At 73.1% G+C, this 12,238-nt stretch carries 14 protein-coding genes; 8 read left to right on the forward strand and 6 right to left on the reverse strand.

Features of this window, described 5'->3' with window-relative positions; all coding sequences use genetic code 11:
- Positions 1 to 28 precede the first annotated feature (28 nt).
- From ACFC09_RS23840 to ACFC09_RS23865, 6 genes are read right to left on the reverse strand one after another with little or no spacing between them, the layout of a single operon-like run.
- Positions 29 to 1,255: an acyl-CoA dehydrogenase family protein gene (locus ACFC09_RS23840; RefSeq protein ID WP_376531684.1), complete on the reverse strand. Its 1,227-nt coding sequence runs from the start codon at positions 1,253 to 1,255 to the stop codon at positions 29 to 31.
- Positions 1,252 to 1,665, reverse strand: a complete 414-nt coding sequence (locus ACFC09_RS23845) for a hypothetical protein (protein WP_376531686.1) — start codon at positions 1,663 to 1,665, stop codon at positions 1,252 to 1,254. The genes ACFC09_RS23840 and ACFC09_RS23845 overlap by 4 nt, the downstream gene beginning before the upstream one ends.
- Positions 1,662 to 2,078, reverse strand: coding sequence for a hypothetical protein (locus tag ACFC09_RS23850; RefSeq protein ID WP_376531688.1), 417 nt, complete (start codon positions 2,076 to 2,078; stop codon positions 1,662 to 1,664). The genes ACFC09_RS23845 and ACFC09_RS23850 overlap by 4 nt, the downstream gene beginning before the upstream one ends.
- Positions 2,075 to 3,670, reverse strand: a complete 1,596-nt coding sequence (locus tag ACFC09_RS23855; protein ID WP_376531690.1) for a type I 3-dehydroquinate dehydratase — start codon at positions 3,668 to 3,670, stop codon at positions 2,075 to 2,077. Before ACFC09_RS23855 ends, ACFC09_RS23850 begins: the two co-directional genes overlap by 4 nt.
- Positions 3,658 to 4,341 (reverse strand): nitroreductase, encoded by a 684-nt coding sequence (locus ACFC09_RS23860; RefSeq protein WP_376531692.1) that lies wholly within the window; start codon positions 4,339 to 4,341, stop codon positions 3,658 to 3,660. The genes ACFC09_RS23855 and ACFC09_RS23860 overlap by 13 nt, the downstream gene beginning before the upstream one ends.
- Positions 4,338 to 4,541 carry a hypothetical protein gene (locus ACFC09_RS23865; RefSeq protein WP_376531694.1) on the reverse strand — a complete coding sequence of 68 codons (204 nt, stop codon included), beginning with the start codon at positions 4,539 to 4,541 and terminating at the stop codon, positions 4,338 to 4,340. The genes ACFC09_RS23860 and ACFC09_RS23865 overlap by 4 nt, the downstream gene beginning before the upstream one ends.
- Positions 4,542 to 4,961: 420 nt before the next feature.
- On the opposite strand from ACFC09_RS23865, the gene ACFC09_RS23870 reads away from it, so the two are divergent.
- The 8 genes from ACFC09_RS23870 to ACFC09_RS23905 all read left to right on the forward strand — a co-directional run bounded on the left by ACFC09_RS23870 (position 4,962) and on the right by ACFC09_RS23905 (position 12,194).
- Positions 4,962 to 5,261, forward strand: coding sequence for a hypothetical protein (locus ACFC09_RS23870; RefSeq protein ID WP_376531696.1), 300 nt, complete (start codon positions 4,962 to 4,964; stop codon positions 5,259 to 5,261).
- Between the two features lie 72 nt (positions 5,262 to 5,333).
- Positions 5,334 to 5,558, forward strand: coding sequence for a hypothetical protein (locus ACFC09_RS23875; RefSeq protein ID WP_376531698.1), 225 nt, complete (start codon positions 5,334 to 5,336; stop codon positions 5,556 to 5,558).
- A 491-nt stretch (positions 5,559 to 6,049) separates the two neighbouring features.
- A complete protein-coding gene (locus ACFC09_RS23880) occupies positions 6,050 to 6,517 on the forward strand; it encodes a cobalamin B12-binding domain-containing protein (protein WP_376531700.1) in 468 nt (155 codons plus the stop codon).
- On the forward strand, positions 6,514 to 7,854 hold the full coding sequence (locus tag ACFC09_RS23885; protein ID WP_376531702.1) for a methylaspartate mutase: 1,341 nt from the start codon (positions 6,514 to 6,516) through the stop codon (positions 7,852 to 7,854). Before ACFC09_RS23880 ends, ACFC09_RS23885 begins: the two co-directional genes overlap by 4 nt.
- A gap of 5 nt (positions 7,855 to 7,859) precedes the next feature.
- The gene (locus ACFC09_RS23890) at positions 7,860 to 8,801 is read left to right on the forward strand and encodes a transporter substrate-binding domain-containing protein (RefSeq protein ID WP_376531704.1); all 942 of its coding nucleotides are present in this window, start codon (positions 7,860 to 7,862) and stop codon (positions 8,799 to 8,801) included.
- A gap of 237 nt (positions 8,802 to 9,038) precedes the next feature.
- On the forward strand, positions 9,039 to 10,001 hold the full coding sequence (locus ACFC09_RS23895) for a DMT family transporter (RefSeq protein ID WP_376531706.1): 963 nt from the start codon (positions 9,039 to 9,041) through the stop codon (positions 9,999 to 10,001).
- A 58-nt stretch (positions 10,002 to 10,059) separates the two neighbouring features.
- A complete protein-coding gene (locus ACFC09_RS23900; RefSeq protein ID WP_376531708.1) occupies positions 10,060 to 11,103 on the forward strand; it encodes an aspartate-semialdehyde dehydrogenase in 1,044 nt (347 codons plus the stop codon).
- On the forward strand, positions 11,100 to 12,194 hold the full coding sequence (locus tag ACFC09_RS23905; protein WP_376531710.1) for an aspartate kinase: 1,095 nt from the start codon (positions 11,100 to 11,102) through the stop codon (positions 12,192 to 12,194). The genes ACFC09_RS23900 and ACFC09_RS23905 overlap by 4 nt, the downstream gene beginning before the upstream one ends.
- The last annotated feature ends 44 nt before the right edge of the window (positions 12,195 to 12,238 follow it).

Raw genomic sequence — 12,238 nt, forward strand, 5'->3', positions numbered from 1 at the left:
GTCCGGGACGGCGGGCACGGGCCGAGGTTCACAGCCGGTGGAAGAACGGGTCGTACTCCTCGCCGAGGACGGCCCGGCCCACGGTGGCCAGCACGTGATCGGCGTTGTCGTGGAGCTTGTACAGCGTCAGATCGCGCAGGACCCGCTCCACCGGGCTGGGACGGATCAGGCTGCGGGCGCCGCACGCGTCGATGACGTGGTGCACCGTCTCCTCGGCCAGCCGGGCGATCACCTGCCAGGCCCTGTCCCCGGCGATCCGGGCCTCGTCGAGCCTGCCCTCGTCCCACAGACCGGCGACATGGCGCAGCCAGAGCCGGGCGGTGTCGACGTTGACCGCCATGCTGCCCACCCGCAGTTGCACATAGGGGTCGCCGCCCTTGCCCTGCCGCTTCAGATACGCCAGCCCGTACTCGTACGCGGCGAGCGCGCCGCCGAGGAAACTGGCCGCGTAATGGGGGACGAAGGCGGTCTGCCACTGGCCGTCGAAGTAGCCGCCGGGGGCGCCGACCAACTGGTCGCGCGGGATGAACGTGTCGTGGAAGCGCACCACATGGCTGACCGTGGCACGCATGCCGACGGGGTCCCACCACGAGGTGTCCACGGTCACGGTCGGGTCGGACAGGTCGCAGGCGAGCAGCAGGAGCCGCCCGCGGACCTCTCGGGTGCCGCGGGCCCCGCCCGGGCCGTCCGGATCGACGAGCAGGATCGCCCACTGCGCTCCGGTGGCGCCGGTCGCGAACGCCTTGCTGCCGCGGAGGATCCAGCCACCCTCGACAGGGGTCAGCGCGGTGCCGAAGCGTACGTTCTCGCCCGGCTTCGGGGCCTGGGGTTCGCCGCTCCAGGCGACCCATTTCTCCCCCTGTTCCACCACACCGGAGAACCAGCGGCGCTTCTGCTCCGGGGCGGCCAGCGCGTCGATGAGGACGAGCGAGTTGGCGTGCCCCTCCCAGCAGCGGGCCAGCGACAGATCGGCCCTGGCCAGCATGGTGGTCATCTCCCACAGGGGCAGGGTGTCGCGCTGCTGGGGCCCGTAGCCCAGACCCCCGTACTCCCGCGGCACGGTGACGCCCAGTACTCCGCAGGCGAACAGATCGTCGAAGTCCTCGGCGGGGAAGACGGCCTCGCGGTCGTAGTCCGCGGCGCGCGGGGCGAACTTCTCCGCGGCGAGCTTCGCCACGGTGCCGAGCGCCCCCTGGTCGTCGTCGGCCGTCGGACCGCGGGCCGGTCCGGTGGCGCGGCGTGGGTCGTCGGTCATACGGGTGTGGCCCCTTCCCGGCGGTAGAAGTGGGCGCGGTACATCACGTTCGGTGTCCGCGCAGCGGTGGGGTGGACGGTGTGGACGTCGATGGTCAGCAGTCCCCGGTTGACGTAGCCGACGAGGACGACCCGCCGGTCGCCGAGCCGGCCCTCGGCGAGGAACGCCACGGCCTCCGCGGTGTCGACGTCGTCGGCCAGCGGGACCGCGGGCAGGGTGGCGCCGGAGACGGGGGCCGCGGGCGGGCCGGGCGCGTCCGGCGCGGGCCGCGGATCGCCCCGCTCGGTGATCCGCAGCAGGAGCCGGTCGCCGTCGGCCACGGCCTCGACCAGATCGAGGCCGAGGGCGGCGGTGTCGAAGTTGACCCAGCGGCCCGCCAGCGGTGACGGATCGACCGCGTGCACCGTCATGCCCGCCTCCCGGCCCGGTGGAAGAACGAACGGGCCCAGTGGTCCGCGCCCCCGCCGCCGCTGAGGACGGTGGCGGTGGTGGTCACCAGAATGCCCGTCTTGTGGTAGGCGCAGACGGCGATGCGCGCGGTGCCCACGTCGTAGACCACCGAGAACGACCAGGCGGCCGACGGTGCGCCCGGCGGGGTGTACAGGACCGCGGGTGCCTCGCCCCAGTCCCGTGGCCCCGGCCCGCCGGCGCCGAACGCCCGCACGAACACGCCGTCCGCGCGTCGCGTCACGTGCAGCAGGCGGGCGCCCTCGGCGGTGTGCGGATCGGTGTTGACCCACTCGCCCAGCAGCGCCGAGGCGTCGGGTGCGCCGGGCGGTCCGGACGCGGACGGTCCGGACCAGGACGTCGAACGGGTCGTCATGGCGCCTCCCACCTGGTGCGATGTGCCGGAGCCGGTTCCCTTGACGCGGTGCGGGCGCGGGTGCCGGACCGTCCGTCCGGGTCGGAGCCGAGGGCACGCAGGGGCGCCGTCTGCGGCATCGCGTGGCCGGTCATCAGCCGGAACTGCTCGCGCACTTCGACGGACAGGATCTCCCAGCCGTCGATGCCCCTCAGCCCGCGGGCACGGATGGCGCGGGTGAGCGCGGTCGGCGGGTCGCGGTAGGCCATCTCCAGCACCACCGCGTCCCGGTCGGCGGCGGCCACCGGGAACGGCTCCCGTTCCACCAGCGGCGTGGCGTGCGCGAGCAGGTCGTATCCCGCCGGGGAGAACCGGGACAGCGGCACATGGCCGAGCCCGAGTCGCGCGGCGGCCTCCCGGCCGTGGGCGATCCCCCGGTTGACCAGGGTCACCCTGGCCCCGGCCCGGCTGAGCGCCCACGCGACGGCCCGGCCGGCCCCGCCGCAGCCGACGACGGCGGCGCTGCGGCCGCTCGGGTCGGCTCCGCTCAGCGCGAGGGTGCGCAGGGCGGCGACGGTGTCGGTGGTGGCCGCCCGCCAGCGCCCGGCGTCGAACCACAGCAGATTGGCCGCGCCGCACCCCAGCGCCTCCGGGTCGGCGACGTCGGCCACCTCCAGGGCGCTCTCCTTGTGCGGGGCGGTCACGGTCAGCCCGCGCAGGGGCAGCCCGCCGAGCGACCCGAAGCCCGCGCCCCAGTGCCAGAACGGGCAGAACCGGTCCACCTGGAAGGGCAGGTAGAGCGCGGGCAGCCGAAGCTCCCGCAGCGCCGCGTTGTGCAGCCGGGGTGACAGCGAGCCTCCCGGGGCGCGCCCGGCGATGCCGTACAGGCCGCTGAGCGGCGGCAGCGCGGGCAGCCCGTAGTCGGCCGGCAGCCGGTCCAGGTCCGGCATGCCGTCCGCCCCCGGCGCACCGGCCCGGCCGAAGACGACGGGCGCCCCCAGCCACGGCGCCAGCACCCGGGTCCAGGTGCCCGCCGGACCGGACGCGAACGCCGTGACGTCGGTCCGTGCGAGCCCGGTGAGCAGCAGCGGCGCGGCCGATCCGTACTGGGTGCCCGGCTGCGGCACGAGGAGGTACAGGGCGGCCGGTACGGCGGCCATCGCGGCGAACCGGTTCCGGAGCGATCCCACCGCCGCCGGCAGCCCGGCTCCGGCTCCCCCCGCCTGGTCGGGCGCGTGCCAGGAGATCCGCCGCTGCCGGGCGGGGATCGCCGCCAGCAGCTCCGGCTGCACGTCGTCCATCGCCTCCAGGTCCACCAGGTCGTAGCGGTCCGCCGCGCGCAGGAGCCGGGTGCGCCGGGCGACCGGGCCGGCGGCCGAGCGTCCGCCCTGCCGCGTGGAACGCAGGGCGTAGGTCAGCGGCCCCGGGAAGTGCCGGCGCAGCCGGGCGGGATCGGGGTCGCCGACCAGGTCGGCGCGGATCTCCAGCTCGTCCGCCAGTCCGGCGAGGCCGCGCAGCCGGTGCGGGGTGAGGTCCTCGGGTTCGGCGGCCACCGCGACCAGCCGGGCCCGACGCCCGGCGGCGGCACCGTGTCCGCTGCTCAGTCGCGCCACTGGACGTACTCCTCCAGCCCGGCCCGCCCCGGGACGAACCGATTGACCTGGGCCGTCTCGTCCGCGTAGCCGACCGCCATGGTGCAGACGACGAGCCGGTCGGGTCCGATGCCGAGCTGCGCGCGCAGCACGTCCCCGTAGCCGGCGACGCTGAACTGCGGGCAACTGGCGAGACCCCTGGCCACCAGTGCCAGCATCACGTTCTGAAGGAACAGGCCCAGCTCCAGGAAGGTGCCGGACACCGCGTTCTTGGGCAGATGGCAGACCAGGGCGGCCGGTGCCCCGTAGAAGCGCAGGTTGTCCCGGAAGTGCGCGCGGCCGGCCGCACGGTCCGGGACGGCGTGGCCCTTGGCCAGCAGCACGCCCGTCACGGCTCGCTCGGCACGGCGCTCGGCGGCGTCGTCGAGCGACGGCGGCCGGCTGGTGCAGTCCGGACGGGGCGGGTCACCGCGGTCGTACGCCTCGCACAGCGCGTCCACCAGCGCCGTGAGGCTGTCGCCGGTCACCACCGTCACCTGCCACAGCTGGGTGTTGCGGCTCGACGGCGCGTGGGCGGCGGTGCGCAGGACCTCCGCCAGGGCGTCCCTGGGCACCGCCCGGTCCAGGAAGGCCCTCTTGCAGTGGCGGGAGGCGATCAGGGACAGGCCGTCGGCCGGCGGTCCGGGTGTCATCGGCGGCTCACCCCCGTCCGGTGCCGGGGAGCGGAGTGTGGACCTCGGTCGGCCCGCCCGGCCGCGAGGACTGCGGCGGGCAGCAACTCATGGCCGCCGACCTGCTGGGACGCCAGCGGAGTCACTCCGCCGACGAGTGCCTTCACCAGCGTGGCGCGGGGAATGTACGAGATGGAGTAACCGAAGGTGAGCCGGCCCATGTGAGTCCCATTGCTGCTCGGACGCCGAGGTTGTGACGCCGCAAGTCCGGGAACGGCACGTCTGGTCGAAATCTGACCCGGGGAAAAATGTGGATGCTGGAAGGAAGCGTGCCCGCGACGGTCGTGGATGTGCCGTTCGCACTGGCCTTCGCGATCCCGCAGGTCGCCCCAGGGGCGTGCAACCGGGCGGCCCGCCTCCATGGTGAAGCCGCTGCCTTTTCGCTGTTGTTCGGGCGCGTACGCCTTCCGGAAATCGTACCGCCGACGGATGTACCCGGCCAGCGCGGCGGCCGGGTGTGCGCCTCGTCCGGCGACGGCCGTCAGGTGCCGGGAATCAGTACCTCGCGGGGACTCGCCCGACATCCGCGCGCACCGCTCGCCCGCCGTCCGAATTCGGTTGCGGCGCGCACGCCGAGCCCGGTGGAGTACGTCCATGGACGGGGCCGCCGAGCAGGGACGACGACCGCCGACCGGGAGACCCCGGACAGCCACGGCGCGCCGGCCCGCGCGGCACGGACCCGCGGTGCTCGCCGCCCTGATGCCGGCCGCGCCGGGACCTGGCTGGGGCAGCGGACCGGCGGGCAGGTGCCCGTCGCCGGGCCGGCGGGTCTGGGGCTCGTCTCCCTGGTGACCATCGCCGTACCGCTGCCGACCTCCCGTCCGGAGACGGAGCCCGCCGCCTACGGGACCGGCCCCGACACCACACCCGCCGGTTCGTGACCGTGCCGGCGGCCGGGACCCTGTCCGCCACCGGGGCTGGTGCTGATGGGCGGTGCGCTCGGTCCGGTGTTCATGACCACCCAGAACGCGATGCCGGCGTGCGCGCCCGGCCGCACGGACATCGCTCTCGCGGCCAACTCGGGTGCGTACAACGCCGGTATCGCGGCGGGCGCCGCGCTCGGCGGGCCGGTCCTGCCGCACGCGGACGTCCGCGACACCTTCCTCGCCGGCGGACTGCTGACCGCCGGCGCCTGCGCGGTACTGCTCGGACCGCCCCGTTCACCGGCGCGGGCCTGACGGTCCGTACGCGCCCCTGAGCACGCGTACTCAGGAGCGCGCGCCCCGCCCGCCGGAACTGCCCCCCGGCACGGCCCCGTTCACCGCGGTCGCCGGCGGAGTCCCGGGCAGGCCCTGGAACCTGGCCGGGAACCGGCCCCGGCACGGCCCGTCAGATGCGGGCGACCGGCGGGTGCGGGCGACCGGCGGGTGCGGGCGACCGGCAGGCGCCCGGCGGCTTTCGGACGCCGGGTGCCCGCGGGTTCCGTCGAGCGGGAGCGGTCCCGCGCGCCGTCTCCCCGGGTAAGGTGCGGCCCACCGCGCCCGCGCGCCGTGGCCGGGAAACGCCGTGGCCGACCCGGGTTCGGGCCCGGCGGCCGTGCTTTCCCGGCAGCCTGGATCGAGAGTCTTGATGCGGGCATCGATTTCGTTCCCCAGCGGGTCATGGACTGGGCATCGTTCCGCCTCGTAGGTTTTAGCCCGTCAGCAACTCCGACCTGTGGACGGAAGTAATGGACGAGATATCCACGACGCACGCCAGGCGTTTCGTCGTTACCAGCGTGTCGTCAGATGCCCACATGTGGAACCTCGTTTTCCTCCAGTTGCTGCTGGAGGAGCGGGGTGGTGAGGTGGTCAACCTCGGAGCGTGCGTCCCGGACGACGTGATCATCGCCGAGTGCCGGAGCAACCGCCCTGACGCCCTGGTGGTGAGCACGGTCAACGGCCACGGCCACCTGGACGGGCTCCGGCTCATCGCACAGATCCGAGCCGATCCGGAACTGGCTGATCTACGGGTTGTCATCGGCGGGAAACTCGGTATCCGAGGATCCGAGAACGCCCGTTTCGGTGGCGAACTCGTAGCGGCGGGATTCGATGCGGCATTCGAGGCGGAAGCCGGACTCGCTGAATTCGATGCCTTTCTCGGTGCGTTGGAAAACCGGCCCACTCGTGAACTCGCAATGACGGGGAGCATGAAATGAACAGCGGATCGGGCGGCAGCGTACCTGTGCGATCCGCGCCCACCGTGCCGTTGCCGCTCAGCCCGGCGCACGGCAGGTTCTCCCGCTTCGTCCGGCGCAGCCACGAGCAGGGCGGTCTGGTGGTGCAGCCCCGGATGGGCTTCGCCGACACGGCGACCATGCGGCGCGGCCTGGAGGCGGTGAGAGCCGTGCGGGGAGCCTCCATCGGTACGGTCACCGTCGACAGCTACACCCGGGTCAACGACCACGAATCGGCCCGGCGGGCGCTGGACCGGGGCGACGACCTCAACGGATACCCGGTGGTGGCCCACGGCGTGCAGGAGACCCGCCGGCTGCTGACGGGCGTGGCCGACGACGACTTCCCCGTCCAGTTCCGGCACGGCTCCGCGCTCCCGAGGGAGTTGTTCGGCGCGCTGGCCCGCGTCGGCGCGGACGCCACCGAGGGCGGCCCGGTCTCGTACTGCCTGCCCTACAGCCGCGTGCCGTTGCCGCAGGCCACCGCGGCGTGGGCCGAATGCTGCCGCATTCTGGCCGACCGGCCGCAGACGATGCACCTGGAGAGTTTCGGCGGCTGCATGCTGGGCCAGTTGTGCCCGCCGAGCCTGCTGATCGCACTGAGCGTGCTGGAGGGGATGTTCTTCCGCGAGCACGGCATGCGGAGCATCTCGGTCAGCTACGCGCAGCAGACCAGCCCGGAACAGGACCTGGAGGCGTTGGCGGCGCTGCGCCTGCTCGCCGCGCAGTGGCTGGGCGACGACGTCGACTGGCACGTGGTGCTCTACACGTACATGGGTGTCTTCCCGCGGACACCGGTGGGTGCCTACCGGATGCTGGAGGACAGCGTGCGGCTCGCCGTGCGCAGCGGCACCGAGCGGCTGATCGTGAAGACCGCGGTGGAGGCGTACCGGATCCCGACCATCGAGGAGAACGTGGACGCCCTGGAGTTCGCCGCGGCCGTGGCCGCCGACGAACGGCAGGCGGCACCGACCGGGGGAGCGGTCCGGCAGACCGGCATCTACGAAGAGGCGCTGCAACTGATCACGTCGACGCTGCGGTTCGGCGACGACGTCGGGTCCGCGCTGGTCGGCGCCTTCGCCCACGGGTACCTGGACGTGCCGTACTGCCTGCACCAGGACAACGCCAACCGCTCGCGGGCCGCCATCGACCCCGGGGGCACCCTGCGCTGGTTCGATCCGGGCGCGATGCCCGTGGCCGCCTCGGACGGCCACGGCAGCGCTCCGGTGACCGCGCGTTCGCTGATCGACATGCTGGGCTACAACGAGCGCCGGTTCGACCGCGAGCAGCTGGTCGGCGCGGCGGTGAGGGGAATGCTGTGACGATCATGACGCACAGGACCGTCGCGACGCTGGACACGGTGCGCGAGCGGGGCGCCGTACGGGCGGTGGTCAGTCAGGGAATCCGCGGGCTGTCCCTGCCGGACGGCGACGGCGCGTGGCGCGGACTCGACACGGACGTCGCCCGCGCGGTGGCCGCCGCGGCGCTCGGCGACCCGGCGGCGGTGGACTGGCTGCCGACGGACCCGGGGGAGCGGCTGAACCGGCTCGTCTCGGGCGACGCGGACGTGGCCACCTGCAACCTGTCGTGGACGCTCGGCCGCGAGGCCGCCCAGCCCGTGCTGTTCGCCGGGGTCACCTGCTACGACGGGGAAGGCTTCCTCGTCCGCACCGCGGACCGAATAACCAGCCCCGAACAGCTCGCCGGCCACCGGGTCGCCACCCAGGCCGGCACCACGACGGCGGGCAACCTGGCCGCGTGGTTCGGGTCGCGCGGCCTCAAGGTCGAGCCCGTCGCCTACGCGACCCCCGCCGAGGCGCTGGCCGGCTACGCGGACGGCTCGTGCGCGGCCTACGTCCTGGACCGCATCGCCCTGGCCGGTGCTCGGGCCACCCTGCCGCGTCCGGCCGACCATGTCGTACTGGAGGCGGCGATCTCCCGCGAGCCGATGGCGCTCGCCGTGCGCGACGACGATCCGGGCTGGTTCCGGGTGTGCCGGTGGGTGCTCCAGTTCCTCGTCGGGGCGGAGAGTGCCGTTCAGGAGGAGGGTGACGGCGGGGCGGCGCGTGCCGCCGCCGACCGGGCCGGCCGGCACGGCCCGGCGCTCGGCCTGGACGAGCGGTGGGCGCACCGGGTCCTGGACGCCGTCGGCACGTACGGTGACGTCTACGCACGCAACCTCGGCCCGGCCTCCGGCCTCGACGTCGGCCGCGGCGCGAACGCCCTGTGGAGTGACGGCGGGCTGCACTATCCGCTGCCCCTGCACTGATCCCCGCACCCCGCGGGCGGCCGGCACCACCGGCCGCGCACACCGCCACCGCAGCGGCGTTCCGCCTGCTCACCGGGGCCTATCGACAACCTTGATGTGGGCATCGATTTCGTTCCGCAGCAGCTCGTGGACCCGGCCGCACCCAAGCTCGTAGCTTCGTTGCATCAGCTCGGATCTCCGGGAACTTCCCACCTCCCGCAGAACCCCCCGACCTCCCCTCCGAATCAGGAGTATGTCATGAGCACATCACAAACGCCTCCGGAGACCCGCGGCGCACTCGAACTCACGGCGGCCATGCTGCTGTCCGGCACCATCGGCGTCTTCGTCGTCGAATCCGGTGCCTCGCCGTTCAACGTGGTCTTCTACCGGTGCGTGTTCGGCACCCTCTTCCTCGGCCTGTACTGCCTGATCCGCGGATTCTTCAAGAACCACGGGTTCACCCCGAAGAAGCTGGGCCTCGCCGCGCTCGGCGGCGTGTTCATCGTCTTCAACTGGGCGTTCCTGTTCGAGTCCTACGAGAAGACCTCGATCTCGGTGGCCACCGTCGTCTACCACACCCAGCCATTCTTCGTGGTCCTGCTCGGCGCCCTGCTGTTCAAGGACCGGATCACCGCGCACAAGGCGGGCTGGCTGTTCGTCGCCTTCTTCGGCCTCGTCCTCGTCTCGGGCATCTCGACATCCGACTTCTCCAACGGCAGCACCTACCTGGTCGGCGTCGGCTACGCCCTGCTCGCCGCCCTCTTCTACGGCCTGTCGACGATCATCACCAAGCGCGTGACCGGCGTGAAGCCCCACCTGGTCGCCCTGGTCCAGGTGACGCTCGGCATCCCGCTGCTGCTGCCCTTCACCCAGCTCGGCCAGAGCGCGCACTTCGGCAACGGCTGGGCCTGGCTGGTCGGCCTCGGCTTCATCCACACCGGCGTGATGTACGTGCTGATGTACTCCGCCTACCAGAAGCTGCCCACCTCGAAGATCGCCGTCCTGGCCTTCGTCTACCCCGCCGCCGCGATGGTGTGCGACTGGGCCGTCTACGGACACCACGTCAGCTGGGTCCAGGCCCTGGGCATCCCGCTCATCGTCGCCGCCTCCCTCGGCATCAGCCTCGGCTGGCGCCCCCGGCTGCGCCCCGCCGCGGCCCAGGCCGCTGCGGACGCCCCCGCACAGCAGGTCGCCGCGTCCGCGGAGCGCACCACCGCCTGAGCCCCGGGCACCGACTGACGCCCCCCATTCCGAACCACCGTCAGAGAGGACCCCAGCCATGCCCCGCGTCACCGACCCGACCGCACCGCGCATAGCCCTGGTGGGCGCCACCGGAGTGGTCGGCACCACCCTCCTCCGGCTCATAGAGGAACGCGGCTTCCGCTACCGCGATCTGCACCTGGTCGCCTCCGCCCGCTCGGCCGGCCGCGAGATCACCGCCGAGGGCCACTCCTACCAGGTACAGGACCTGGACGGCTTCGACTTCTCCGCCACCGACGTCGCCTTCTTCTCCGCCGGCGGCAGCGTGAGCACCACCTTCGTGCCCAAGGCCGTCGCCCAGGGCGCCCTCGTCATCGACAACACCAGCGCCTTCCGGATGGACCCCGACACCCCGCTGGTCGTCCCCCAGGTCAACGCACACGAACTCGGCGAGCGCCCGGCGAGCGGCATCATCGCCAACCCGAACTGCTCCACCATCCCACTGGTCCGGCTGCTGGCGCCGGTCCAGGAACGCTGGGGCATCCGCCAGGCGGTGGTCAGCACCTACCAGGCGGCGTCCGGCGCGGGCTACTCCGGTATCGACGAACTGCACGCCGGCGCCCGCGCGGTCCTCGACGACCCCGGCGGACCCGGCGTGACCGGGACCTTCAGCCCCTCCCTGGCCTTCGACGTCATCCCACGCATAGACCGCATGCTGGACGACGGCTTCACCTTCGAGGAGCAGAAGATGCTCCAGGAGTCCCGCAAGATCCTCTCCCTGCCGCACCTGGACGTCACCACCACCTGTGTGCGCGTTCCGGTGGCCAACAGCCACTCCGAGGCCGCCTGGATCGAGTGCCACAACCCGGTGGACCGGGCCGAACTGGTCCGGCTGCTGGCGGAGCAGGACGAGGTCACCGTCCACGACCTGGAGACCGTCGGCGCGTTCCCCACCCCGCGCACCGCGGGCGACCCCAACCGGGTCCACGTCGGACGCGTCCGCGTCGCCGCCCACAACCCGCGCGGCTTCTGGCTGTGGATCGTCGCGGACAACGTCAGGATCGGCGCCGCCCTGAACGCGCTGCAGATCGCCGAAGCACTCACCGAGCGAGGTGTGCTGTGACCACTCCCGTCGTCCTGAAGTTCGGCGGCTCCACCTTCCCGTCCCCCGAGGCGTACGCCGAACTCGCCGCCGCCCTGGGCCGGCGGGCCGAGGAGGAGCAGCGGCCGATGGCCGTCGTGGTCAGCGCCATGCCGGGCGAGACCGAGAAGCTGCGCGGCCTGCTGCACGAGGCCAACCCGCAGCCGGAGGACGCCACCGTCGCCGGGCTCCTCACCCTCGCCGACACCGTCAGCGCCCATCTGCTGGCCGCCGCCCTGCACCGCGTCGGACTCACCGCCACCGTGCTCGCGGGCCACCAGCAGGGCCTGGTCACCGACAGCACGTTCATGTGGGCCAAGGTGGCGCGGCTGGACGCCGAGCCGCTGCGGCGGGCCTTCGACGAGCACCAGGTCGTCATCGTGCCCGGTGGCCAGGCGGCCGACGCCCAGGGCCGTCCCACCTGGCTCGGCAAGAACAGCTCCGACCTGTCGGCCGTCCTGGTCGCCGCCGCACTCGGTGCCGACCGCGTCGAGATCCACTCCGACGTCGACGGGATCTACAGCGCCGACCCGAACGCGGTGACCGGGGCCCGCCTGCTCCCCGAGGTCACCTACGACACCGCCTCGCTGATGTCCCTGTACGGGGCGAAGGTCCTGCACCGCAGGTCGGTGCGGACCGCCAAGCAGCACGGCATCGTCCTGGTCTGTCGTCACAACCGGGCCCCCTTCCCCTCCGGCACGGTCATCGGCGGCGACGGCGCACCGGCCGCCGGCGTCGTGGCCAACACCAGGTCCGAGGTCCTCGCCTACGACACCGCGGCCGCGGCCGACCTGGCGCACAGCGTCTTCCACGCCGAAGGGATCGACACCGTACGCCTGGAGGACGGGCCGCACCTCGTGGTCGTCGGCGGCTACCTCGACGTCGGCCGCTTCCAGCGCATGCACGACCTGCCCGAGGCGCGGATCGTGGGCATCCCGGTCACCGAGATCATCGGCAGCCGGGCCACCACCCACCTCGCCGCGGACGCCGAGCAGGCCCGGCAACTCGCCCAGAAACTCCACGAGGCCCTGCCCGAACCGCTTGAGCCGGCCGCCGGACTCCGAGCCCTGTAAGTCCCCGCCACCCCGCACCGCACCGCCACCCCGCACCGCGCCGA

The organism is Streptomyces sp. NPDC056161, assembly GCF_042268025.1.
In the GTDB taxonomy this organism is placed as follows: Bacteria; Actinomycetota; Actinomycetes; order Streptomycetales; family Streptomycetaceae; genus Streptomyces.

Coding starts and splice junctions, on each gene's coding strand:
- ACFC09_RS23880 (WP_376531700.1), top strand. CDS start 6,050: ATGGACGAGATATCCACGACGCACGCCAGGCGTTTCGTCGTTACCAGC.
- ACFC09_RS23845 (WP_376531686.1), bottom strand. CDS start 1,665: ATGACGGTGCACGCGGTCGATCCGTCACCGCTGGCGGGCCGCTGGGTC.
- ACFC09_RS23890 (WP_376531704.1), top strand. CDS start 7,860: ATGACGCACAGGACCGTCGCGACGCTGGACACGGTGCGCGAGCGGGGC.
- ACFC09_RS23865 (WP_376531694.1), bottom strand. CDS start 4,541: ATGGGCCGGCTCACCTTCGGTTACTCCATCTCGTACATTCCCCGCGCC.
- ACFC09_RS23840 (WP_376531684.1), bottom strand. CDS start 1,255: ATGACCGACGACCCACGCCGCGCCACCGGACCGGCCCGCGGTCCGACG.
- ACFC09_RS23900 (WP_376531708.1), top strand. CDS start 10,060: ATGCCCCGCGTCACCGACCCGACCGCACCGCGCATAGCCCTGGTGGGC.
- ACFC09_RS23860 (WP_376531692.1), bottom strand. CDS start 4,341: ATGACACCCGGACCGCCGGCCGACGGCCTGTCCCTGATCGCCTCCCGC.
- ACFC09_RS23885 (WP_376531702.1), top strand. CDS start 6,514: ATGAACAGCGGATCGGGCGGCAGCGTACCTGTGCGATCCGCGCCCACC.
- ACFC09_RS23850 (WP_376531688.1), bottom strand. CDS start 2,078: ATGACGACCCGTTCGACGTCCTGGTCCGGACCGTCCGCGTCCGGACCG.
- ACFC09_RS23875 (WP_376531698.1), top strand. CDS start 5,334: ATGACCACCCAGAACGCGATGCCGGCGTGCGCGCCCGGCCGCACGGAC.
- ACFC09_RS23895 (WP_376531706.1), top strand. CDS start 9,039: ATGAGCACATCACAAACGCCTCCGGAGACCCGCGGCGCACTCGAACTC.